Origin of the sequence: Paenibacillus sp. FSL H8-0317, from assembly GCF_045040685.1 — a bacterium.
GTDB lineage: Bacteria > Bacillota > Bacilli > Paenibacillales > Paenibacillaceae > Paenibacillus.
In genome coordinates, this window is record NZ_CP150294.1 from 801092 (window position 1) to 825068 (window position 23977).

The 23977-nt window shown below is 42.8% G+C and carries 22 protein-coding genes; 13 read left to right on the top strand and 9 right to left on the bottom strand.

Annotated features, from left to right (window positions below):
- Positions 1-90: 90 nt before the first annotated feature.
- The 6 genes from MHB43_RS03880 to MHB43_RS03905 all read right to left on the bottom strand — a co-directional run bounded on the left by MHB43_RS03880 (position 91) and on the right by MHB43_RS03905 (position 6183).
- On the bottom strand, positions 91-1194 hold the full coding sequence (locus MHB43_RS03880; protein WP_221825766.1) for an endospore germination permease: 1104 nt from the start codon (positions 1192-1194) through the stop codon (positions 91-93).
- 48 nt (positions 1195-1242) lie between these two features.
- A complete protein-coding gene (locus MHB43_RS03885; RefSeq protein ID WP_339181782.1) occupies positions 1243-2367 on the bottom strand; it encodes an endospore germination permease in 1125 nt (374 codons plus the stop codon).
- A gap of 20 nt (positions 2368-2387) precedes the next feature.
- Positions 2388-2624 (bottom strand): hypothetical protein, encoded by a 237-nt coding sequence (locus MHB43_RS03890; protein WP_221825770.1) that lies wholly within the window; start codon positions 2622-2624, stop codon positions 2388-2390.
- Between the two features lie 7 nt (positions 2625-2631).
- Positions 2632-3834, bottom strand: a complete 1203-nt coding sequence (locus MHB43_RS03895; RefSeq protein ID WP_339181785.1) for a Ger(x)C family spore germination protein — start codon at positions 3832-3834, stop codon at positions 2632-2634.
- Positions 3835-3854: 20 nt separating this feature from the next.
- Positions 3855-5369, bottom strand: a complete 1515-nt coding sequence (locus tag MHB43_RS03900; RefSeq protein ID WP_221825790.1) for a spore germination protein — start codon at positions 5367-5369, stop codon at positions 3855-3857.
- Between the two features lie 169 nt (positions 5370-5538).
- On the bottom strand, positions 5539-6183 hold the full coding sequence (locus MHB43_RS03905; RefSeq protein WP_221825775.1) for a DedA family protein: 645 nt from the start codon (positions 6181-6183) through the stop codon (positions 5539-5541).
- Between the two features lie 240 nt (positions 6184-6423).
- Between MHB43_RS03905 and MHB43_RS03910 the strand changes: the two genes are divergently transcribed.
- The 7 genes from MHB43_RS03910 (at position 6424) to MHB43_RS03940 (ending at position 17219) form a co-directional block, all read left to right on the top strand.
- On the top strand, positions 6424-7725 hold the full coding sequence (locus tag MHB43_RS03910) for a polysaccharide deacetylase family protein (RefSeq protein WP_405131371.1): 1302 nt from the start codon (positions 6424-6426) through the stop codon (positions 7723-7725).
- Positions 7726-7828: 103 nt separating this feature from the next.
- Positions 7829-8818, top strand: coding sequence for an AAA family ATPase (locus MHB43_RS03915; protein ID WP_405131372.1), 990 nt, complete (start codon positions 7829-7831; stop codon positions 8816-8818).
- Positions 8815-10080 carry a DUF58 domain-containing protein gene (locus tag MHB43_RS03920; RefSeq protein WP_405131373.1) on the top strand — a complete coding sequence of 422 codons (1266 nt, stop codon included), beginning with the start codon at positions 8815-8817 and terminating at the stop codon, positions 10078-10080. Before MHB43_RS03915 ends, MHB43_RS03920 begins: the two co-directional genes overlap by 4 nt.
- Positions 10067-12430, top strand: coding sequence for a DUF4129 domain-containing transglutaminase family protein (locus MHB43_RS03925; protein WP_405131374.1), 2364 nt, complete (start codon positions 10067-10069; stop codon positions 12428-12430). The genes MHB43_RS03920 and MHB43_RS03925 overlap by 14 nt, the downstream gene beginning before the upstream one ends.
- A gap of 381 nt (positions 12431-12811) precedes the next feature.
- Positions 12812-14350 (top strand): glutamine-hydrolyzing GMP synthase, encoded by a 1539-nt coding sequence (gene guaA / locus MHB43_RS03930; protein WP_405131375.1) that lies wholly within the window; start codon positions 12812-12814, stop codon positions 14348-14350.
- A gap of 159 nt (positions 14351-14509) precedes the next feature.
- Positions 14510-15439: a tyrosine-type recombinase/integrase gene (locus MHB43_RS03935; protein WP_405131376.1), complete on the top strand. Its 930-nt coding sequence runs from the start codon at positions 14510-14512 to the stop codon at positions 15437-15439.
- 1564 nt (positions 15440-17003) lie between these two features.
- Positions 17004-17219 (top strand): helix-turn-helix domain-containing protein, encoded by a 216-nt coding sequence (locus tag MHB43_RS03940; RefSeq protein WP_405131377.1) that lies wholly within the window; start codon positions 17004-17006, stop codon positions 17217-17219.
- A gap of 210 nt (positions 17220-17429) precedes the next feature.
- Here the strand turns inward: MHB43_RS03940 and MHB43_RS03945 are convergent, their stop codons facing one another.
- Positions 17430-18386, bottom strand: a complete 957-nt coding sequence (locus tag MHB43_RS03945; RefSeq protein ID WP_076210700.1) for an IS30 family transposase — start codon at positions 18384-18386, stop codon at positions 17430-17432.
- A 137-nt stretch (positions 18387-18523) separates the two neighbouring features.
- Between MHB43_RS03945 and MHB43_RS03950 the strand changes: the two genes are divergently transcribed.
- The 5 genes from MHB43_RS03950 to MHB43_RS03970 all read left to right on the top strand — a co-directional run bounded on the left by MHB43_RS03950 (position 18524) and on the right by MHB43_RS03970 (position 22578).
- Positions 18524-19552, top strand: coding sequence for a hypothetical protein (locus MHB43_RS03950; RefSeq protein WP_405131378.1), 1029 nt, complete (start codon positions 18524-18526; stop codon positions 19550-19552).
- A gap of 424 nt (positions 19553-19976) precedes the next feature.
- Positions 19977-20447, top strand: coding sequence for a hypothetical protein (locus tag MHB43_RS03955; RefSeq protein ID WP_405131379.1), 471 nt, complete (start codon positions 19977-19979; stop codon positions 20445-20447).
- A 54-nt stretch (positions 20448-20501) separates the two neighbouring features.
- Entirely contained in the window at positions 20502-20963 is a 462-nt protein-coding gene (locus MHB43_RS03960; protein WP_405131380.1) for a hypothetical protein, read from the top strand.
- 9 nt (positions 20964-20972) lie between these two features.
- The gene (locus tag MHB43_RS03965; RefSeq protein ID WP_405131381.1) at positions 20973-21287 is read left to right on the top strand and encodes a hypothetical protein; all 315 of its coding nucleotides are present in this window, start codon (positions 20973-20975) and stop codon (positions 21285-21287) included.
- Positions 21288-21942: 655 nt separating this feature from the next.
- A complete protein-coding gene (locus MHB43_RS03970; protein WP_405131382.1) occupies positions 21943-22578 on the top strand; it encodes a hypothetical protein in 636 nt (211 codons plus the stop codon).
- Positions 22579-22634: 56 nt separating this feature from the next.
- On the opposite strand, the gene MHB43_RS03975 is transcribed toward MHB43_RS03970, so the two are convergent.
- Both MHB43_RS03975 and MHB43_RS03980 read right to left on the bottom strand, forming a co-directional pair.
- Positions 22635-22871, bottom strand: coding sequence for a hypothetical protein (locus MHB43_RS03975; protein WP_405131383.1), 237 nt, complete (start codon positions 22869-22871; stop codon positions 22635-22637).
- Positions 22871-23116: a helix-turn-helix domain-containing protein gene (locus tag MHB43_RS03980; protein ID WP_405131384.1), complete on the bottom strand. Its 246-nt coding sequence runs from the start codon at positions 23114-23116 to the stop codon at positions 22871-22873. Before MHB43_RS03980 ends, MHB43_RS03975 begins: the two co-directional genes overlap by 1 nt.
- Positions 23117-23299: 183 nt before the next feature.
- Here MHB43_RS03980 and MHB43_RS03985 point away from each other — a divergent pair, with 183 nt between their 5' ends.
- Positions 23300-23806, top strand: a complete 507-nt coding sequence (locus tag MHB43_RS03985) for a hypothetical protein (RefSeq protein ID WP_405131385.1) — start codon at positions 23300-23302, stop codon at positions 23804-23806.
- Positions 23807-23977 lie beyond the last annotated feature (171 nt).

Below are 23977 nucleotides of genomic sequence, written 5' to 3' on the forward strand. Positions count from 1 at the left end.
GCTCCGGCAACATATAATTAACAATATAAAGGCTGTGTTCGCGGAATTCTTCGTGAACACAGCCTTTTGCATATGCGGATTTCCAGCCCTTTATAACTGTTGCTTATGCTTGCATGAACGAATGCGATATACCAGCAAGAGGAACAATGGAATGATGAAGCTGACGGTGATATTCCAGTCTACCCATACAGGCATGATCGTATCCGTATAGAAAATAACATTTGGAGCAAGCAGTACACCCAGGGCAAATAACAGCAGGGAAGAAGGCAAGATGAGAGGCTTATACGTCTTTAAACGAAATAATTGTGCTGTTCCCAGCACAAAGGCAAATAGATACAGCAGACTTTTGAAATAGGTCGAAATTAACCAGGCGATAGCCATGAATGCTTCGATTCGTTCGAAGAAATTACCTATATTAATCTTTTGTGAAAGAGCGTATGAGATATAGATACTGTGCTGCGTCAGTGTAGGTCCCATCACCATGAGTGAGAGCAGCAATAACAAGCTTAATAGTAATCCCCCAAAGAAGGTAGCCAGCAAGAAATCCCGTTTGAGATGAGGCCCGGGGTTCACGTAGGGGAGAAATACGGAAAGAACAATAAGTTCACCAAAGGAAGTAAATGCACCACGGATGACAGGGTCTGCTAAATGTATCCAGGGAATATCAAAGAAAGGCTGAAGATTAGCAGTCTTGGCTTGAGGAAGAAGCCCCAGAAAGAGAAAAGCTATAAAGACCACAACGATTGGGGCTAACAGTTCGGAGCTTAAACCTATCGTACGAAAACCATGGATAAGTCCCCAGGCCAAAGAGCAAATGATCATCAGAATAATGACCCGAATGGGGGTCTTGAGATAGATCTGGGTTGTCATGAAGTCACCGACCTCACGAACACATGTGGCTGCACCTATAGCGAAATAGAATAGATAGGCAACTGAAAGCACGGAACCCACCCAAGTCCCAAGTAACTTGTTACATATTTCGAAAAGGGACAACTGAGGATATGTTCGATGCAGTTTATATAGAACCCAGATGATGCCAAGACCGATTGGCAGACCAACGAGAGAACAGAACCATGCGTCCTGTTTGCCTACTGCGGTAACAAGTGAAGGGTAGATCAGAACCATATCTCCGATCATAACCAGGAAAGTGAGCAAGGTGAACTGCCGAATTGTGAGTTTTTCCTTCATCAACATGCCCTTCTGCTCCTTTCCATGGTTTGACGTCTAAAGCACCCTTCAGAGTTAACCTTCTGTGGTTGGCTGAGATTGCGAATTGGATTTTCTGCGGGATTTCACTGACGCGATAAGAATCAGCATAGCGGGAAGAATGATCCCTAGCGTGGTATCCCAATCCACCCAGTACGGAACAATGGTGATGATGATAAACGTCAGACTGGGTGCAACGAGATTGGCCATGCCATAAACGAGCAATGTCGATGGTAAAATGAGCATCTTGAAATGCTTAAGTTTGAACAGTTCTGCGCATCCAACAATAAAGGCATATAAGTAGATCGCTGCTTTGAAGTAGGTAGAGATAAACCACGAGCAAGCCATGATCACCTCAATTCGTTCAAAGATTCCACCGATGCTAATCTTTTGAGACAAGACAAACGAAGCGTATATATTATGTTGGGTAAGGAAAGGACCGAGAACGAGCATGGATATGGTAACCAGAATGGCAAGGATCAGATTGCCGAGCCCTGCTGAAATGACAATGTCACGCATGCGGTGGGCACTGTTTGCGACATAGGGAAGGATCATTAAAATGGGGATAGTTTCACCGACGGGATATATGATACTCACCAGAATACCCTGCGCAATAGAGACAACACCGGTGTCTGTTACTGGCTTCAGATTACTGGTTTCAACCTGTGGAAGTAGACAGAAGGCGAGTACCATTGTGAAAAGAATGACGATTGGTATCAGCAGTTCACTTGTTCTTGCAATCGTCTCTAGGCCATGGTACACACCCCATCCTATAGCAATAACAAACATAAGAATGATGACACGTATAGGAGTGTACTGAAAGATCTGGGAAGTCATGAAATCCCCGACTTCCCTGGTGTATGTGGATGTACCAATGATGAAAAAAAATAAGTAGAAACAGGAGAAAAAGGTGCCTGGCCAAAAGCCCAAAATACTTCGGGCAATCTGTACCAGATTCTTTCCCGGATGCATACTTCCCAATTTCATAATCATGGCCATGAGAGCCATTCCGAGTGGAATGCCAATAAGAGCACAGATCCAGGCATCTTGCTTGGCATAGGACGTAATAACGGAGGGGTAGATCAGCATCATATCTCCAACCACCAACATAAATGTAAGGGTGGATAATTGTCTTGTTCCGATCCGTCCCTTTTCCAGCATGATATACCCTCCCTTGTCTCCTAAGTTCCAGTCAGTCGTGCTAATATATGGTTCACAGGGTCATAGATCCACATGATGATATAGAGTGGACTAGGAAACTCCCACAGATTGGAAGCAATAATGCCGAACACCGTAGCAGTGAGAAGCATTCCACTGTATACGGCTGTTTCTCGCCATTCTTTCCGGTGAATGAGGCCAGGCAGATCGATCCAGCCAATACTAGCTGCTACGACGATAACCGCAAGTGTAATCAGCACGCTTCAATCACTCCTTTAATTCGTTTCTGAATGAATCATCCAGTGTACCGACACGTTTAATCTGCACATTGGTTTTGTACTTGATGTCCAGTTCTTCAAAATGTTTATCCCACTCATTTTCTATCTTCTTGAAGAACTTGGGATCTGCATGGTACACTTCCTGTCCAAAACCAAATATATCGACATGGAATTTGCGTTTTACTGCATTGACAGAGTTCTGCATCAGTTCAATTAATCGTTCTTCACTATCGGCTTCAAGTTCTTTGAGAACTTTCATCGAACCAATCTTGATCCCGCATTCAACTGCACCGATGGAGGAAACATTCTTGACATCGATGTGGATTACGGGCTTATCATTTACGATTTCTGCCTTTCTTTTCGTTGTTGTACGGAGGGCCTTAAACGTCACGTTGCCTTGCTTGCGACAAGGCATATGGTTGACCGTTGATTCTACATTGTCACGGATATAATTGTAGCCTTTGGATTCATCCTCCGTTAACCAACCAATCAGCTTGTCTTTCTTGAACACGCTCAGTCCCGTCGTATTGAGGCGAGCTGGTGAGCGAATGGTCGATATATTCTCTTTATTCCCGCTTTGACCTTTGGGACCGAGGATCTCTACACCTGTAATGACGGGCTGGATGCCAGGCGATATCATGAACTCCAGTAATTCATCCCCGGTGACCGTGGTAGTGGGAGACCAGGTCGTAGAAGATATATCGAGAGAATTATACATTTTTTCAGCTGGAGTATTATCTAAAGGTGTAAGTACGTCAAGCAGCTGGGAAGCAGTAGTATTCTTAGCAACCAAGACGTAATAATCAGGTCTTGCTGTAGGTTCGCGCATTAACGCCTCAATAACATCATATATTCCGTTTTTACGTGCATATTCTTCACCAAATACCAGAACCCGGATATGTGCAAGGAAGATTCTGCGCGGGCTTGTCTCCGTTAATTTTTGAATGGCTTCAAACAAGGTTGTAGCCGACGCTTCGTACTGTGTAACGGGTGTCCCTTTCCCTCCCGCTGCTTTGGAAGATACCTCATTTGGAACAACGACCTGAGCACTTACTTTGATCAGATCTCCATCTTTGTCCACACCGAGACCCAACATAATGCCAAGTTCATTCAATTCCTGCCGATCCCAGCATCCGGTAAGGAGAGGAAGCAGAATGACACAGGATAATATTAAGCGTAAGCATCTATGCATGGTGTGCGCTCCTTACCGAATTACCGCTTCGTTTTTTTGGTGGATTGTCTAACTTCATTTGTTGTGCTGGTAGAGAGTGGACGAGTCTTCATACGAGACCAGGGTACACGAAAGATCGTGTCTTTGAGATCCTTCTGAATAAAGGGTGCAAAAGGAGACATATAAGGTACCCCGAAAGAACGCAAGCTGCAAAGATGCGTTATGGTAATTAACAATACAATCAGGATGCCATAAAATCCGAAGGCAGCGGCCAGGATCATCAGAACGAACCGCAACATGCGTACCGAGATGGAGAGCCCATTTTCAGGAATGACATAACTGGATATCGCAGTGATGGATACGATGATGACCATTGCAGCAGATACAACTCCAGCATCCACCGCGGCTTGACCAATAACAAGCGTACCCACAATGGACACAGCCTGACCGACCGTCTTTGGTATCCGAATGCCCGCTTCTCGCAAAATTTCATAAGTTAGCTCCATCAGCAGGGCTTCAATAAAGGCGGGGAAAGGAACGCCTTCTCGCTGAGCTGCCAAACTGATTAGAAGGTTGGTAGGAAGCATCTCCTGGTGGAAAGTGGTAATGGCAATATAAAAGGAAGGAGAGAGCAACGCGATAAAAAAAGCCAGATATCGGATCAATCGAATCAGTGTACTGATATCAGCTCGCTGATAATAATCCTCAGGTGACTGAAAGAAATGAACAAACAAGGCGGGAACAACTAAAACAAAGGGTGTCCCGTCGACAATGATTGCAACCCGGCCTTCCAGCAGTGCCGCGGACACGGTATCGGGTCGTTCGCTATTATATACTGTTGGGAAAATGGTCCTTGTCTTATCCTGAACCAGCTCTTCGATGTATCCTCCCTCAAGAATGCTATCGATATCAATCTCATCCAGTCTTCGCCTTAGTTCCTGCACAATCTCCTGATCCACGACATGTTCCAGATAGAGCACTGCAACGCGAGTCTTGGTGACTCGACCGATCTCTCTTTCTTCGATCCAGAGATGAGGATCTCGGATTCGTTTGCGAATTAATGAAGTGTTGGTACGCAGATTCTCATTAAAGCCTTCCATCGGACCCCGAACGACAGTCTGAGAGACTGGTTCCCCGATGGACCGGTCTTCCCAACCGGCTGCACCGATTTTCAACCCTCGTACAGAACCTTCAAGCAGAAGTACGGCTGATCCCGACAGCAGGGCATTCAGCACTTCATCCATATCATTGACGAGCAGGACATCACTTGCGATCAGAACATCATTTTGGAGGTAACTAAGATGTTCAGCATCCGCTGAAAAATCTGGAAGATCACGTTTATGTAATAAGGATTCCATGATGGAGTGATTTAGAATTTGTACATCGACCATTCCATCAATGTACAGCATGACGGCAGGCCATTTATGCAAACATTGCAAAGGACGAATCATCAAGTCATTACTGTGTCCCATGACTTGCTTGCAGTACGTTGTATTTTCATTCAGATCTGGAGAGATTCTCTTCAGACCTTGACCGTCCTGTACCGATGCACTCATCATGTATCCTCCTTATACATCCTATATTTGCAAGTTAGTATGACCTGGATGAATTCGGATTATCACAAAAAAGAATGAAAGGTTCTCCTTCCGTTTGGATAACACAAAAAAGGAGCCGCGATGACACGCAGCTCCTTACTTGAAATTATAGATAGACGTTCGTTCGAATTTACTTTTGTCTTTGTCGAACAGTGGTAGGCTTGGACACGGATCTTGCTGCCCATGCTTTGCGGTAACGGTAGAGCACAGCCACGATAAGTAACAGGCCGATTCCTCCCACGATATATGCTGCATATTGATGAGCCAGATGGAATACGGCATTCCACTGGGGGCCAAATATTTTGCCAATGCCCAGAAATAGCACAACCCAGAACAGCGCGCCTGAATAGGCGTAGAGAGCGAATTTGCGAAAAGGAACCGCGGCTATGCCCGCGAAATATCCGGTGAAATGTCTTACCCCCGGAATGAAATAACCGATGAATATCAAGGCATTCCCATACTTGGCAAACCACTTTTGTGTTTTATCGAGCTTGTCCTGTTTCAGCAGAAACCATTTTCCGTACCGAGTTATGAAGGGCAGACCTGCTTTGGCTCCAATAAAATAAGTAATTGTCATGCCAATCGTCGTTCCCAGAAAAGCCAGTATGGTGAGGATACCGAAATCAAGATGTCCCTTATAGGAGAGAAACCCTGCGTAAGCCATCGTTGTTTCACCAGGAAAGGGAAGTGCGATGAATTCAAGCAACAAGCCAAAAAACAATACGCTGTATCCGTAGGACCCAAACAGATGTTGGATCTTCTCAAGCAATTCCAATAGATTTCACTCTCCTGAATACGGGGTGGGAGCAAGAATACTCTCCAAGGTGTTTTAATGTGTTCTGCCTGTTCATTATGCTACCTAATCTGAAGCGAAGAATCAATCAGGCTACATAGCAAATTGTGAAAAAATATTAAACAAAATCGCGTCTTTTTTCCATGTAGTCTCCATATAATTCTAACAAATCTGCTGAAGTCTATCAGCAAATTACTAGAGACGGTGGAGGTCGATTCGTAAATGGTACAGAGACCAGAATTCAGAATCAAGGAATTAGGGGGAAACTCTGCAACAACCATACATATGTTTTTATCTGGACAATGGTATGTCATTCTCATGCGTATTGCGATATTGTTATGTGCATTTGCTGTATATGCAGGCACGGCTTATGCATCTTCTGCTTCCGGCTCAGGTGATCCAATCTCGGAAGATAAGAATACTCAAGACAAGGTAGTCTATCTGAGTTTTGACGATGGACCGGGTAACCATACCCGTGAAGTATTGGATATTTTGCGTAAGGAGAAGGTTTTGGCTACATTTTTTGTGCTGGGTGAGCAGGCAGAGCGTTATCCCGAGTTAATCCGGGGACTTGTCGAGGATGGACATGCTTTGGGCAATCATACTTTTAATCATCAATACGAACAGCTGTATAGTGATTTTAAAGTGTTCTGGAAACAGATTAAGCAGACAGAGGAAGTGCTGGAGCGTATAACCGGTTTCCGTCCGAATCTGGTGCGAGCACCAGGTGGTACCTATGGGCATTTTGACCAGAGTTATTTTGATTTGCTGCAATTGGGCGGGTACACCGTCATGGACTGGAACGTCGATAGTGGGGATTCCAAACGTAAAGGTGTTCCGGCCAAAGAGATCCTCAGCAATTCGACCAAAGTACCTGCGGGAGCACGTTCGGTCATTGTCCTGATGCATGACGGTGGTGCACATGCGGAAACGGTAAAGGCACTCCCGGGTATTATCAAATATTATCGTGATCATGGATATCGTTTTGACACCATAAAAAGTACAGATCAACCAGTTCAATTCCGTGTACATCCAGATGGTAAGTATAAGGCCCGCAAGGCGCCGGGAAAGGCCTGGATCGCAGAACATGTGGAAGTGAACGCGACGTTATGGCTTGCAAGCAAGAAGCTGAAGGTAGAGGTGGGATTGACTGCGGCTACCTTGCAACCGGGTGAGTTCCGCATGGAGGGTCAGCGAATCATGGTGCCTTTGCGTACTTTCATGAAAAAATTCGGGGGCAGCACTCGCTGGGACTCTGAAACAAGGACAGCTATAGCAGTATGGAAAGAAAGAACGATTCATGCAGACAGTGTGAGCGGGACACTGACAACAACAGGGGCAACTGAAACGGGAGCCGTACAGAGTCAGGGGGGAACCATCTGGGTTCCGTTACGTGAGTTGCTGGAGCAGATGGGGTTGAGGGTGAATTCCTTAACCAGTAATGAAGCAGAGTGGACGGTGAAGGCAGGCACTTCCAGATCCATTTCGGCAATGAACAGTATATTTGAGTATAAAATGATCTGAAGAAAGTCATTCTTGCAGGACTATTCTCTCTACTTCCGGGCAACACTGAATCATAGATTACTATGGTTCAGGAATGCTGATGAACGGAAGGAGATCAGGAGAAATGTCTTATATCCGAATGGAACATGAACATGCTGTTGAATTGTTAAACAGGGTCATGAAGCGTGTTGAGAGTGTGATTATTGGCAAAAAAACAGAGATTCGTTATGTCCTTACGGCAATGCTTAGTGGAGGTCATGTACTTCTGGAAGATGTACCGGGTACCGGGAAAACGATGCTGGTTCGTGCCGTTGCTTCTGCACTGGACTGCTCCATGGGTCGGATTCAATTCACGTCCGATGTCATGCCGACAGATGTTACGGGGACTTCAATCTATCATCCACATACAGCTGAATTCAAGTTTCGGCCCGGACCCGTCATGTCCAACGTTGTCCTAGCTGATGAAATAAATCGCGCTTCACCCCGCACTCAGTCTGCCCTGCTGGAGGCAATGGAGGAACGACGTATTACGGTTGATGGCACAACCTATGCCTTGCCACGCCCGTTCTTTCTGCTGGCGACACAGAATCCGTTACAGTTCGAAGGAACGTACCGTCTGCCTGAAGCGCAGCTGGATCGATTTATCATGAGAATTGGACTGGGGTATCCCAATCCGGAACAGGAATTGGAATTGTTAACCCGCATGCAAGGTAGAGAAGCGCTTGATGAACTTCGCCCTGTCTTGCTTGCTGAAGAGGTCGTAGCCATGCAGCGTGAAGTCAAACAGGTACATGTTGATCCCGTCGTCAAACAGTATCTGGTTGCCGTTGCTGTAGCCTCTCGCAGCCTTCCGGCGGTCAGACTGGGCATCAGTCCGCGTGGAACACTGGCCTGGATGGCTGCGGCGCAGTCATTTGCCTATCTCCAAGGACGCAGTTATGTCATTCCGGATGATGTGAAAGAGGTAGCTGTACCTGTCCTTTCCCACCGTATTCAATTGAAGGCACAGAACAGAGCGGAGGTTTGGGGGCAAGTACAAGTCATTGAAGAAGCATTGTCATCGGTCCCGGTACCTGTACAAATGACATCACAGGGAAGGGGACAGAGGCAATGACTGCGCTGGGACAACGGATTGTGAGTGCAGTCTTGGTGGTGGCTTTTGCTTCCTTGTATCAGTGGCATGGGGGCAAAGCGGCGTTGTTTCTATCCGTTATAGCTTTCTTGATGTTCACAGGAGGTCTGCTTCTCCATTGGTTCGGACCCCGGCGTATTCATATCCGTCGGAAAATACACACGAACCGGATTGAGGCAGGCGAGCAGGTACGGGTTCTGGTCGAGCTGGAATTCAATTGTCGTATTCCATTGTTATGGATCGTACTGTGTGAGAACACACCTGCAGGTGTTCATCGCAAATTGATTTTCCCGGGAACACGGCGACAATTTTCCTATCAATATGAATGTTCCGGGTTACGCAGAGGAGTCTACAGATGGGATACGGGCAGATTGTATTGGGGGGATATGTTTGGCTGGAATACCCTCTCCGCAGAGACCGCAGGAGGTACACCCCTGATTGTTGTTCCTCAAGCAACGGCTTGGGGGAAGGGAGATTCGGTAGAATTAACAGCGATGATCGAAGGGACTCTGTCAGAGCGAAGAAATAGCCAGGGTAACCGTAGTCCTGAGTTCCGTGAATATCAGCAGGGTGACCCACTGGGACGTGTCCATTGGAAAAGTACAGCCAAAACGGGAAAACTTCAAACCTTCCTGCCTGATACCACGGATTTAGCTTCGCTCGGCATCCTTGTGTATGAAGGCGCGTCGGGGTATGACTTGAAACAGCGGGAGAACTTGGATGCACCTGCTTTTGAACGAGTGGTTCGTGCAGCTGCCCGCTGGATTCATACCGCTGAGCGGGATGACATTCCTTATCATCTGTGGATGGAAGGTGGCGATAAGAGCTATGATACACGAAATCAATGGCAACATGGGCCGTTCCATGCAGATGATGAGAATCATGGACTGGACAAGCTAGCGGGGGCGCGAATATCCAAAGCACAATCAGGTTCTGTTTCGCTCCGAACGGAGATGCTGGATGGACTGGCGAGCGGGTCGCGAATTGTGGTTCTCACAGGTAAGCTGGATCCGATTCTGGCCGAATGGATCATAACTGCAATCGGGTCGGGTTATCGTGTCGAGGTGCAATTGACTGAAGCGAACCAGAACCAGTTAGAATCAACAGATAGATTGATGAATGGATTGGGATATGACAGCTTAAGTTTGGAACGGCTTCGTCACAGCGGGGTGCCGATCCACGCGGTTACAGACGTTGCGTTATCTTCATTGGGAAAGGTGGAGGTAACGGATGTGGGAGCGTAATGGTAACCAGCAACCCAATTTCACTGTGGCCGACTTAAAGTCAACGGACCATACGAGAATAGAATCGGCCCATTCTGTATATAAAGCTGTGAACCAGAATTCTGTGACGGACATAAAGGATGAGGGATATGTTAGCGTACCTGTCCTGTACAAAATTGTTATTTCGGCCATTTTACTTATACTGTCTCTGGAGTGGATATATCCTGTTACATCATCAGGTCAGCAGGGCAGTGAACGGTTCTTGTCCGTAATGACGGGATTAACGGGAGCGTTGTTGCTCGCGGGGTTAATTCGTACAGGATGGATCACCGGAGTGCTGATCCGATTATTCATTGCACTCGCTGCTTTATGTCTGATGTACGGAGGAAGTGATCCTGTCCGTTGGGCGGTCGCTTATCCGGGGATATTTTCAGCGGATATGGACACTTTTATAAATAACTGGCGATTTCACTCGATTAGTACAGAAACGAGAGGTTTGTTCATGATGTGCGGCTGGAGTATGCTCATGGCTTCTGTGCAATCTCTCGTATTGTTACGTCGAAGCGTTATGCTGTTTGGCAGTGCAACGCTGCTCTATTTGCTTTTGCTTGAATCCTTTGCGGGGCTGGATGTGTATGCTTCTGTAATACGGTCTGTCCTATGGACTTTTCTTATTCAGGCTCTGCTCCAGCTATTACGTCTCAATGCAGGAGTCACTACTCCGAGTTATCGCGGCAGCCCCTATGGCCGTTGGAGTGCAGTAACTATCGCTGCTTCTGCAGGTATGGTGCTTCTCTCCGCGTTACCTGGCCAGTTTGCTTCCATTCCTCAACCGGAACGCATATCTTTGGAGCAGATGGGTGAACGCATAGCTCGCTGGGCAGGTTATATACAGCACAGTAGTATCCCTGCTGCAACGGCAGTCACGGGATATAGCACAGCGGACGCGCCTATGGGAGCACCGTTGGTGCAGGGGAATTCCATCTTTTTTGTCGCAAAGAGTCCGAAAGTGACGTATTGGCGAGGGGAGACCCGTTCATATTATAACGGTAGTACTTGGAGTGACCCGAGTCAAAGCTTCGAAACGGCAAGTCCATCCGGAATGCTGCGTGCTGATGGTTGGGAGAATCCAACCTATTGGGATCGCATTCGCCAAACCGTTACGATGCAGAGAGAGTGGAAAGGACCAAATCCACTCTTTACCGGGGGCATACCGGTCAACGTATCGTTCCAGGATAAGAACAAGGATAATCAGGAAAATATGTTTTCTTTGCTGTCTAATCGCGATTCGGCAACATTGTGGCTCGCAGGCTCCGGAAACGATAAGATGGTTAAACATTATTCGGCAGACGTCATGGTTCCTGTCGCAACACCTGAACAGTTACGTCTTCTTGAGGACACGAATAAAGGGAAAGATCCGGCAGCCATTCGGAGGGACTATCTGCAATTGCCTACATCACTCCCAGGTCGAGTGCAGACGCTCGCCAAGGAAATCATTCAAGGCAGTGAGACCCGGTATGACGCTGTGCAAGCCGTCAAGACTTATCTGGCTGCTCATGCTGAGTATACGTTGGATACCCGTATGCCACCGCGAGGAACCGATTTTGTGGACGATTTTCTATTCGTCACCCGGCAGGGGTACTGCAATCATTTCTCCACAGCCATGATTGTGTTACTTCGTTCGGAAGGTATTCCCGCACGCTGGGTTAAAGGCTTTGGGCCTGGATTAGCTGACCCAAATGTACCCGGTCAGTACTTAATATCCCAAGGAGATGCACATTCCTGGGTAGAGGTATATTTTCCAGGTGCAGGCTGGATGCCGTTTGAGGCCACGCCAGGCTTCACCATGGCGCAAGGCGTGGGCGAAGATGCCGCAGCACTCGCCGGGCCGCAGCCTGTTGCGGAGACTCCGCCGTATATGAGCGGCGGATTGGGTTACGCGGGCGCATGGCTGCTTGCCCGCGCACGGGCCATTGCCGCGGAGCCATGGCTCGCGGCAGCCCTTGTGGCAGCGGCCCTGCTGGGCGCCGCTGCTCTGGTCCGCATGCGGCGGCTACGCCCCGCGCTGCGGTTAGGGCTGCTGCTGGCGTGGCCACGCAGCAGCTTTCCAGACCGCGAGCGGCTGCTGCGCGCCGCCGCTCCGGTCTGGTCCGCGCTCGCGCGCCGGTACGGCCCGCGGCCGCCGGGGATGACGCTGCGTGAATATGCAGCGTCACCGGCTTTGGCCGCAGGCGCGGACGGCGCGGACATCGCGCGGTTTGCAGCCGACTGGGAACGGCTGCTGTACGGCCCAGACCGTCCGCTGCGCGCGGACAGTCTGGACTTCCTGCGCCGGGCACTTCGTCTGGCCCGGCGGCTGCAGGCGTTGTAACACAAGGATGTTACAACGTTACACCAAAGATGCGAAGCAGCTGCCATACAATCGCTATCGCTTTCCAATAGAGCTTGGCCACTTGTGGGCAGATGAAGATCGCCATTGGCTGGCGCATTGTTATTTAAATGCAGCGTTTGGTTCATCGCTGCATGCCATACATAAGACGCCTTTCGCGCTTCGCTGCGAACGAGGCGTCTTTCCACGATCATACACTTGAACCAGCATCTTGCTGCCAAGCTTTTCTAATCGAAAATTCATATTTAGAGGCAATTGGTAACCCTATTTTGATATGTCGAAAATAAGGAGTTTCGCCTTTCCTTGACGGTATGTTTTGTCGTTGCGTATAATTAGTTTCATTGAATTGAGGGAGGCACGGTAATGAATAAACCAAATGAAATTGTGGTTGTCCTTGACTTTGGGGGCCAATACAACCAGTTAATCGCCAGAAGAATTCGGGATCTCGGCGTATACAGCGAGCTTTTGCCGTATAACACACCGGCAGAGAAGATCGCAGAAATGTCACCCCGAGGAATCATCTTCTCTGGCGGACCATCCAGTGTGTACGCAGAAAATGCACCACATGTGGACCCGGCTATCTATGATCTTGGACTTCCCATCTTCGGAATCTGTTACGGGATGCAACTTATGGCCCAGCAGCTTGAAGGTAAAGTAGAACGTTCCGAGAAGCGTGAGTACGGTAAAGCCGACATCGAGTTCGCAGCAGGTGCTGCTCTCGCACAAGGTATCGATGGTGAGCACACAGTATGGATGAGTCACGGTGACCACGTGGTTACACTTCCTCCGGGTTTCAAACTGGATGCAGGCACGGAAAGTGCGCCAATCGCTGCAATGAGTAACGACGAGCGCAAATTGTATGCTGTTCAGTTCCACCCGGAAGTACGTCACTCTGTTCGTGGTAACGATATGATTCGTAACTTCCTGTTCGAAATATGTAGTTGCGAAGGCAACTGGAGCATGGAGACATTCATTGAAGATACGATCAAAGATATTCGTGAAAAAGTGGGCGACGGTAAAGTCCTGTGTGCACTGAGCGGTGGCGTGGATTCTTCTGTTGTTGCTGCACTGCTACACAAAGCCATTGGTGACCAACTGACATGTATGTTTATCGACCATGGTCTGCTGCGCAAAGGCGAAGCAGAAAGCGTAATGGAGACGTTTGTCGGCAAATTCGACATGAAGGTTGTCAAAATTGATGCACAGGAGCGCTTCCTGTCCAAACTGGCAGGCGTGGATGATCCCGAACAAAAACGTAAAATCATCGGTAACGAGTTTATTTACGTATTTGATGAAGAATCCAAGCAATTTGATGATTTTGAATTCCTGGCGCAAGGTACACTGTACACAGATATCGTGGAAAGTGGTACAGCAACTGCACAGACCATCAAATCCCACCACAACGTGGGCGGTCTGCCTGAGGACATGAACTTCAAACTGATTGAGCCACTGAGTGCCCTGTTCAAAGACGAAGTGCGTAAAGTCGGCGAAGAATGCGGTCTGCCTGAAGCTATCGTATGGCGTCAGCCTTTCCCAGGTCCGGGTCTCGCGATTCGTGTGCTTGGCGAAGTAACAGAGGACAAGCTCAAAATTGTTCGTGATTCGGATTACATTCTGCGTGAAGAAATTATCAAAGCCGGCCTTGATCGTGAGATCTGGCAGTACTTCACAGCCCTGCCGAACATGAAGAGTGTTGGTGTTATGGGTGATGCGCGTACGTATTCCTACACTGTAGGTATTCGTGCCGTAACGTCCATCGACGGTATGACAGCTGACTGGGCACGTATCCCTTGGGATGTGCTGGAGAAAATCTCCGTACGGATTGTTAACGAAGTTGATAATGTAAACCGTATCGTCTATGACGTAACTTCCAAACCACCTGCAACAATCGAGTGGGAGTGATTTGGGTATTTTTCAATTGATTAACGACTGAGAAGCCTTGCTGTATAGGGGTACTTGGACAACGATTGAAAATCTTATTTCATTCACCTGCAACTATTGGTCTTCAAAAATTACTCTCTTTTATTTGTGTTATTCAAACAAATAGAGGGGAGTTTTTTTGTGTCAAAAATCAATGAATTAATTGATGACTTTAAACTGAATCAAGAAATCCAAGGAAGAAAAAAAGAATATATTACTGGTTGTATGTATCGCTTGCATCGTTGGATGGAATTCACTAAGGAGCAACTAGATATTGTGGAAGCGGAAGACGTGACTTCATTGCATATTAAGAAATACATTCAGCATTGTCAGAGTAGAGGTAAAGAAGCCAATATTACAATCAACGGTCATATCGCTACGATCAAAGTTTTTTTCCAGACTCTTGTTGATGAGGAATATATAGATGAGAAGGATAATCCTATGCGGAGAATTAAGAACTTGAAGGAAGAGAAGCGGGTAATCATCACATTCAATGATGAAGAAGTAAAGCGTATCATCAATGATGTCGATGAAGTAACCTACTCTAATCTAAGGGATAAGTTAATTCTTATCATGCTATTTGATACTGGGATACGTGTTTCAGAACTGTGTAACATCAAGAATGATGATGTATCAAGAGCGCACATTCTCATCCATGGTAAAGGCTCCAAGGAGCGTTTAATCTACATTAGCAAGATAATGAGAAGGTATATGCGGAAGTATGAGGAAGCGAAGCAGGAACGCTTTAAGCACAGACTAAATGACGAGATAGAGGATTATTATTTCCTAGACCAATCTGCTGAGCGTTTATCACGTTCACGTATCAATAAGATACTGAAAGAGCATTGTAAAAAAGCAGGAGTAAGAAAGGAGGTACGGTGTTCACCACATGATTGTCGTCATTATTTTGCTCAGAAGCAATTGAAGAATGGAATAGATGTATATAGCTTAAGCAGGCTTATGGGACATTTTGACACGCAGATCACTTCTAAATATTTAAGGGGATTAGAACAGCACGATATATTAGAGATAGGGAAAGTGTATAGTCCATTGAATAGAATGCGGATATAAGTAGTAACACTATGAAAAAGCTGAATGACAAAAAAACTAAATGAGTTGCAAGATAAGAGTAACCATGTGGAGGAATGGGCTTAGGGAACAAAACAATAAGTTTAATCCACTTAACCATTTAGAAATTTGATTTAATAAGTTTTTTTAGCCATTTGTGTGATTTTGTTCTGCTCTCATATAAGTATATATAGGCTATTTTCTTATTATTAAGAGTGTAAGATTTATTAGTGTTTGAGAAAGGTTGTGAGATAGTACAGATATTAATTACTTGTTCAATAAAGATGTACAAAAAGAAGAGGGGTTATTACCCTGAAAGAAGGCCCCTGACGTTCGAGGATGGATTTTAAAGCCTTAAAAGCACCCTAACCACAGTGTGATGCTTTATTTCTTATCGTGGGCTTATATCGACAGAAATGAAAGTCTAATTAATGGGTCGTATGAGTGTAAGCCTTAATTTCTCTGTTAAAGTCTCTTTTTGAGATTTTGACATTAAAGGGGACTACTTCTGTCCAGTATTATTTGATATGTATTAAATTTTTTAGATTGTGGTATTTCAAGGTACATTTATATAACTATATATAGAGGTTTAACCTAGGGGGGTGGTTTACAGTCAAAATTGACTTTACATGCCCAATAAATGCCCAGAACATATACACGCTATTTCTCTAGAATGAAAATTTGCGATACGAAAGGGGGCAAACAGTGGGAATAGAACTTTTCTCAGTAAAGAGGTTTCTCTTTTAAAGTTGAATGTTTTTATAGACATTCTTAACATCCAAACTACGAGAATCTAGTGAAGAATTTAAAACACTACGAAATAGTACGAAAGAGTTTTGTAGTGTTTTAAACTTTACGAAACTAAAACAATACGAAACCTTTCTATAGAATCTCGTACTCTATGAAATATTATGAAAGAGTATGGTAGAATTTCGAACATTACAAAAATGAAGCACTACGAAATGCTACGAAACTCTTTTAAAGAATTTCTTATTTTACGAAATCGTATTGTGATCCAAAAGCATGGAATCGAAATCTAACAAAACACTATATAAAGTGAACGACTCCGAGAAATCGGAGTTTTTTTATTTTTGTATCATATATCACAGGTTCACAAAATTATGAAAGAGAGATGATGGTCATGAATGATAAGAAATTACGAGAAGGATTACACAGACTCTGACAGCTTAAAGACTAAGTTGGATAAGTTTATTAAAGGAGAGATGTAAAATGACAACAGTATACGTATTGATGCTCCATATGGCTATGGTAAAAAATTGGACAATCATCTCATGATGTCGTGTATTAAACGCCTTTAAACAAAAAAACTTGTGCGATGGTCCACGATCTACTTAACAGAAAGATAATAGTGAAAGTGAATTTCCTAAAACGTCCGATTTACGGTGTATATTAAATATAGATTTAATTATAAATAAACAAACATATTATATATACACCGTAAATCGTACGTAATTGATTTTGCACCAATATCTCCTGCCAATTATGTTAATTTATCTGACTGCCATCACTTAATTATTTAAGAAGACATTTTTGAGGGGGGCGCTACATGATGCAATTTGAGTTTAGTGTAAGACAGGGATACCAATTGTTGAGGAAGCAACAGAAGATAAAATTAAAAGAGTTGGCAGCAAAAATTGGAGTATCAGTTCCTATGTTATCAATGTATGAGAACGAAATTGTGAACCTCCACAAGGAAAAGGAAAAACAATATCGTGAATACGTGATTGGCGCGGTTGGTAATGAAGAGAATGGTTCATTATGAGAAACGCATTAACAAGAGAATATTTTTACTGTTACTCAGTATTCTTGTTCAAGTTTCTAAAAATGGATAAGGGTATTTCTTTTATTTGCTATGCTCTTCACGATAAAACTCTCAAACCCTTTTGGATATTTGAGAGGGATGATGAATTAAAGAAAGCATTGAAACAGTACAGGGATAGATAATGTAAGTTTATTAGTGAATGACAGATTGTCAAACCAAGTGCGACAGTTCCTCTGTGAAAGATTCGTGAGCGGTTCTCCAGCCCAAGCATTTTCGGGGTCTGTGGTTAATCAGATCCAGTGAGTGGCCGAGATCTTCATCCTCTACTTGAGCGAAGTCGGTACCCTTGGGATGAAACTCCCGCAGTAGTCCATTCCCATTTTCGTTGGAACCGCGTTGCCAGGAAGAATACGGGTCAGCAAAATAGACGTGAAAGCCATGTGTGTCTTCCAGGTTTGCATAGCAAGCAAATTCCTTGCCTCTGTCAGCCGTGGCTGTAAGGAAGGTGCCTTTAGGGTACTGGGAGATGGCTACACCAAGCGCAATTTCCATGGACAAAGCGGTACGATCCGGCATGAGAATGGCGGTATACAGCCGGGTTTTGCGTTCAATGAGCGTGGCTACGCATCCTTTACTTTTCCCACGACCTGATACGACGGTATCCAGTTCCCAGTGCCCAAACGTTTCTCGGGAACGAACCTCATTGGGGCGATCCGAAATGGATCTGCCGATAGCGAATTTACCGCGAGTTTCTGTGGGTTTCTGACGCTTCCCTTTGTGTCGAAGGACCTGTAACACGCCTCGAACTAGACGTCCGGCATAGAGCCAACGATAGATGGTTTTAAAGGAGACCGACGGCAGGCCTTGGATGCGGAAACGTTCCGTGATCTGTTCCGGAGACCACGTGGCTTGCAGTTTTTCCTCCAAGGAAATAGCTAAGACTTCGGACCATTTACCAGGTGAGACAGAAGCCTTACGACGCTCCTCATACGCGCTCTGAGCCTGTTCTGCCTGATAGGCTTGCGATGAAGTAGCACGATTCAATTCACGACAAATCGTCGAAGGATGTCTTCCTAATTCTTTTGCGATGCCTCTTGAACTTTGACCTTGCCGATGGAGGATTTCTAGCTTGCTGCGCTCGATTATGCTAAGATGTCTGTAGCTCATGGTGGATTCTCCTTGTGTGAATGGTTGTTGTGGTGACTTCATTCTACACGAATCCGGCCATGGGCCATTATTTATTTATTTCCAGCGGGTGTCGCACTTCATATTACAATCTGTCGAATATATAAGAGGTGGTTGGCTTGGCTATTAAAAGTGACAATTACTACGATGAAAGAAAACTCAGAATGATTTTAGACGCGGATAGAGAATGTAAATATAGAATTTACATGCCAAATGAAGTTTTTAGTGATTTGGTTAATTGTGAAGAATTCAAAGCACGAAAGGCAAATGCAACTCACATTGCATTTGCCTTTTCTTATCTCTATCTTTCTTCCTATATGTATAGATATGCAAAGTTTACTTATTTTGATAAGGAAAGCGGTGAAAATTTTATTGATGACGCGATGATGTATATGATCTGTAACACTTCACCTTGTAGCAGAGGGAGTACTGGGAAAAGTTATATTACTAAAAAAGATGGTGTCCTTACCAAATTAGGTTATTTGCGAAAAGAAAACGATTATCCAATAATGTTTGACTATTGGATTGATGATTATGGGAATGTTGATTATAATTTTGTGATTTGGCACATGTATTCGTCTCAAAATGAATTAGCAGGAATATTTGATAAACCTAGGGCTAGGAAAATTAATTTCCCAGTAAGAGGTGTGTTTGGAGATGAGCAATCCGAAAGAAAGAATGAAGTGACAGGCTATTTCTATCAATTTGAAAACACAACTGAAATAGATATAAATACATTTTTATTCTGCATGAATCACAGCGATATTGGAGTTGTGGGGTTTTATTTGTATTCTTTCTTCAAGTGTAAGAATGGTTACTTTCAAGGTGAATACAATAGCTCAATTGAACAATTAGTTGTAGACACTGGTATTAAGAAGACTAAGCTATCCGAAGTTATAGTAAGTTTAGAAGCGCATAATATGATTACAAATTCACACAACACCTTTGTGCCTTATTTGTCACATGAAAGAAAGATTCCCGCGAATAGCTATAAAACTCTAGATAGCAATCAATTTACTGATTCAAGAAGGAAAGTAGTTGTTAGGAAAGTTATGACTCAAGCGAAATATGAAAAGACAGGTGGGAAATATCTTAATGTTAATTCATCAGTTGAAGAAGATGCTGAACTAAATGAGCATCCTTTTTGAACAGTACTTTCTTTAGCATTTATTTACAATAAATAGTTATATACGGTATAATTACTTAATAATACTTTTAAGAAAAGAGATGAATGTCTGTGATCTGTTGTATGTATCGGACTTTGGATATAATATCATACGCTTTATTAAGCAGAAAAGCAGAGTGGCTACTAAGCTACTCTGCTTTTTTTAGTACTTTCTTTGGTTCTTATAAAAAAGGAGGTTAATCAATGACACTAATTAATAATCCTAAAAAAATGCTTAAAGTATTGTGGAATGGACATTTTGAAGCAATTTTCATCTATAAGGATGGAACCTGGGATATAGATGAAAATAAGAAGGATAATGTCATTATTTCGTTAAGTAGAAGCCAGTTGACTGAGACAACTAAATTAGAAGCATTGAATCAGTTAATGATTCTGAATACTAACCTTTGTTTGAAAAGTATTTTTGGACGGAACAAGAACGAGGATCAAAGGAATATGCAGAATATTGTAACAAGGAGTATAAAGAAACTCTATTTGAGTACTCACCATTTTCAACAATAGAGCAACGAATTAAAGAGTATTGTGCTGAGAATTATTTTGATTACATTTCATTAGTACAACAGCAACTGAGTAATGAACATAATCTTGATTTAAGGGCTGATTTCGGAGGTTTAATCGATAGTCAAGATGAGGATAGCTCATACTTTCAAACTCCCTTTAATGACAAGGTATCTTTCTATATAGCTGGGAATAAAGGTGACCCACAATTTTATGTAAATGATAAGCATCCTTTGTTTACACAGCTAAAAAGTGAAGTGTTGAGAGTGACAAAATTAGCTTTAGATGAAGCTCGGAAAAGTGTTAAACAGGATTTGAGAGAATGGTTTAAGTCGCAATTTGGATATGACATACACTAAGCTTCATGTATAAATAAAATCAGTATTTTATTTACTCTTGGGGGTGGATTAAGCATGACTAGAGACCAATATGATCAAAAACAAGCAAGACATTCAACGGCTTATGACTTTTTATTTGAAGCAGAGAATAACGAATATGATGAGATATACAATGATTATATAGATGAGCAAGAGGCTGCTCCTCTTCAAAATAAAAGGTTAGAAGAAATATGGGGGATTCTCTATGGAAAAGTTGGGATTGAGAAACGAAAAGAAAAGTTTCAAGAACACAGAGAAGGCAATGATTATGAAAGTATTAATATAGTTGAATGTCCAATGTGCGGCAATAATGATGTTCCAAATGTTCATATTGAAGTAAATATGGAATTGAGCGGGATCGTATTCAAATCAATATCCTTGCAGGAAGCCCAATGTACTATGTGTAATGAGTTGTTTTTATCAGAAAGTACAGCTGATGCATTAATAAGATTTAGTAATTTCTTTGATAGATTGTTTACTAATATTGAAAATGAATGAGGTGAAAGCATGAAAGACGAGAGTGTTATTGAAGAAAAAATTCAGCAACTTCAAGAAGAGGTTGGAATATTATCCGAAAATATAAGTTTAGCTTGTTCTGTTACTAATGAACGACTTATTGCTATTGAAAAATTGATGTGGAAGATTGAGAGGAAGCTGATAGATCAAAAGAAGTTCTTGAAGTTACTATCTAGTAATGAACTAATAGATAGATTAGTGACGTTGAAATATGAGCAAAGTAGAATCAAACCCTTCCATTTGGAGAGTGAAGAGTACCAAAGGTCTACCATCGAAGCAATGTACGATAATGATGATGATGACTAAGTAATAGATCTCATTCCCAAGTATTCACAGGAGTTATGTCAATGCATATTTTGGATTCTTTACAAAGTGTAATATTAAGCAACTTGAAGCTTTGTTGTAGAGGTTCTCAGAAGTGAATGGAGAACGAGCTGTGATACACGTTGGTTAGTCTTAAATTAGAGAACGTCTTTAATGGCTTAGGGGCCTTGAGAGTTAGATATTCAGTTACTTCTTAAGAAAGTTTACTATATACATCCATTCAAATTTGAGTGGATGTATGAGTTTTATAGTCATTGAAAATCTAAATCTTCAGAACATCGTTAGTAATGCGGAACAATAACTTAATTTCCTCTAATGATCATTCTGAAAATTTTCATAGTACTAAATCAACTGAATCCCACGTGGGAAGCACTTTTTTCAATGTTTTCATTTATGATAAGTGCGCCGCCACATTCAATATCCGAAATGATGTAATGTGAAAACTTGATTTTTCCGATAATACTTACTGAGTGTATTCCTTCTCCTTTCATAGAGTCGGAAACATTCAAATTTATTAAGGTCAGATGACATAAACCACACTGCTCATAATGAGCATAGATGAGAAGGGAGTCGCATTTACTCTGCTTAAAACAGAACTAATTGAAATGATTTATATAAACGATTTGGGGGATTACAAGTGAAGAGAATTGTTGTGTTATTCTTTATTGTTTTTCTTACTGCATGTGGTAATTCGCAGAATTCATCGCAAGTAATTGATAATATTGATGAAACGTACGGAATTACCGAGGAAGAAGCTTTATGTAATACAGATTTATCACTTAAAGATCAAGTTCTGTGTATGATAGATAATCAAATGTACTATGAGGCTATTGAAACTATTGAGTCAAGTGGTATAAAAGGAGATAAATTTCTGGAGGTAATGAGATCATACTCAAATTTATTCTTAGAAAGACCATCATTAGAAGAGTTGGAAGCATTCCAGAATGAGTTTCTATCAGTTCACTCGAAAGTCCTGAAACTTTTAGAAGCTAATGAAATTGGATTAGATAGAATGAGTACCTTGACAGGAAATTTAAAAAGTCTACTAGAAACTAGATCAAATCAAGCAATTAACGACAATAACAAGGCGAACGGATACGTTGAAGCTTACATTGGAATGACCGCAGAAGAATTAAAAAATTCAAAGTTATGGGGGGAACCAGATTCTGTGAATAGAACCACCACTAAATATGGTGTAAGTGAGCAGTGGGTATATGGTAACAGTAGATATGTATATTTAAAAGATGGTATTGTAACTTCAATTCAAGAATAAAAGGAAGCACCTCCAGTAGACCAACGGGAGGTGTTTTTAATACTTAGTAACAGATTTCAATCTACATCAAAAATCCTCTGTTTTAAATACTCCTTATTTGTCCCGTCACAAATCCCCAAGTCAAGCTCAAGATGGAATAGGAAGTCCGTAAGTGCTTGGTGTTGATCATCAGTCAGCGTACTATCCGTTTGATACCAATTGAGCAGAGACACTAGACAGAAATCTTTAGGAAGGTACACTCCCGCTTCATTTTTAACCACTCCAAGTTCATTAAGTGTTTTGTCTGAGATCATTATTTCTCCTCTACAGTCTTTTCACTTTGTATGACAGTGAAAAGCTCACCCATTGTAATATTTAGATAGCCACAGACATTAGCTAATAAGGTCGCAGGAAATCGTGCATCTTCGATTTTCCCATCAACCAGTTTGTAAATAGTTCCTATGCGCTCTCCTGTATCTTTGGAGAGTCTATATGCAGTAATATTCTTTTCTTCGAGAATCACTTTCAAATTACAAATCAAGGTGTACTTATTATCCACATTTATTCCCCCAGGCGTATTTCAACTCAACTATTGACATTAAACGTCTATAGTCATATAGTGAGTATATAAAATTATATTCGTTTAATGACTATATACGTAAAACGATTATATCATCTCAATAAAGGATTGTATATATCCTTACTTTCCTATTGCCGAAATCTTAATATTAGGAGGAAAAAAATGGACGTTATACAAAGTAAAATCAAAGTCTATTCAATAAGAGAAGTGTTATCAGAATTAGGCTTCAGAGGTAGCATGTTGCGCGATTTAAGCGACATTATCGTTGATGAAAAAACATTGTACGCATTCTATAACTTCATTCTAAAAACCGAAGAGGAAGAGGAGGTAATAACCAGTCTGCTACTTGTATACAAATTTAAGAAGCACATGCAGGACAAGCAGTCATTTGCTAACTACCATGATTTTGAAGAAGCTTACAACTCAGCACATGAGTTGGTCGAGAAAAGGAAAGTGCTTGAACGATTGTTTTGTTCGGAATCAATTGATTTAGAGAAAATATTGCTTTGGCTTAAATATAATATGATTTCGTATAAAAAACTTTATCAACTGGTTGTTAAATATAGAAGCAACTACTCAATTAAGGAGATGCTTATTCTTATTGATTCAATTCATATTTCATTAGAATCTAGTTTTGGTGGAAAAAAATATATAACCGCCTTAAATTAGGCGACTACTGTTCATGATTCATTATTTATATCTGTTTTACGCTTAAACTTGCTGACTTATGTAGCTTTTGTTGTATGTTATGAATTTATGATGTTTTTTTAGATACTCACACTAAAAGAGAAAATCCCTCTTTCTTAGTTATTACGAAAGGGGGATTTCCGGTACATGTAT

Coding starts and splice junctions, on each gene's coding strand:
- MHB43_RS03920 (WP_405131373.1), top strand. CDS start 8,815: ATGACTGCGCTGGGACAACGGATTGTGAGTGCAGTCTTGGTGGTGGCT.
- MHB43_RS03965 (WP_405131381.1), top strand. CDS start 20,973: ATGAAAGACGAGAGTGTTATTGAAGAAAAAATTCAGCAACTTCAAGAA.
- MHB43_RS03975 (WP_405131383.1), bottom strand. CDS start 22,871: ATGATCTCAGACAAAACACTTAATGAACTTGGAGTGGTTAAAAATGAA.
- MHB43_RS03945 (WP_076210700.1), bottom strand. CDS start 18,386: ATGAGCTACAGACATCTTAGCATAATCGAGCGCAGCAAGCTAGAAATC.
- MHB43_RS03985 (WP_405131385.1), top strand. CDS start 23,300: ATGGACGTTATACAAAGTAAAATCAAAGTCTATTCAATAAGAGAAGTG.
- MHB43_RS03940 (WP_405131377.1), top strand. CDS start 17,004: ATGATGCAATTTGAGTTTAGTGTAAGACAGGGATACCAATTGTTGAGG.
- MHB43_RS03915 (WP_405131372.1), top strand. CDS start 7,829: ATGTCTTATATCCGAATGGAACATGAACATGCTGTTGAATTGTTAAAC.
- MHB43_RS03880 (WP_221825766.1), bottom strand. CDS start 1,194: ATGTTGATGAAGGAAAAACTCACAATTCGGCAGTTCACCTTGCTCACT.
- MHB43_RS03885 (WP_339181782.1), bottom strand. CDS start 2,367: ATGCTGGAAAAGGGACGGATCGGAACAAGACAATTATCCACCCTTACA.
- MHB43_RS03910 (WP_405131371.1), top strand. CDS start 6,424: ATGGTACAGAGACCAGAATTCAGAATCAAGGAATTAGGGGGAAACTCT.
- MHB43_RS03900 (WP_221825790.1), bottom strand. CDS start 5,369: ATGAGTGCATCGGTACAGGACGGTCAAGGTCTGAAGAGAATCTCTCCA.
- guaA (WP_405131375.1), top strand. CDS start 12,812: ATGAATAAACCAAATGAAATTGTGGTTGTCCTTGACTTTGGGGGCCAA.
- MHB43_RS03895 (WP_339181785.1), bottom strand. CDS start 3,834: ATGCATAGATGCTTACGCTTAATATTATCCTGTGTCATTCTGCTTCCT.
- MHB43_RS03960 (WP_405131380.1), top strand. CDS start 20,502: ATGACTAGAGACCAATATGATCAAAAACAAGCAAGACATTCAACGGCT.
- MHB43_RS03925 (WP_405131374.1), top strand. CDS start 10,067: ATGTGGGAGCGTAATGGTAACCAGCAACCCAATTTCACTGTGGCCGAC.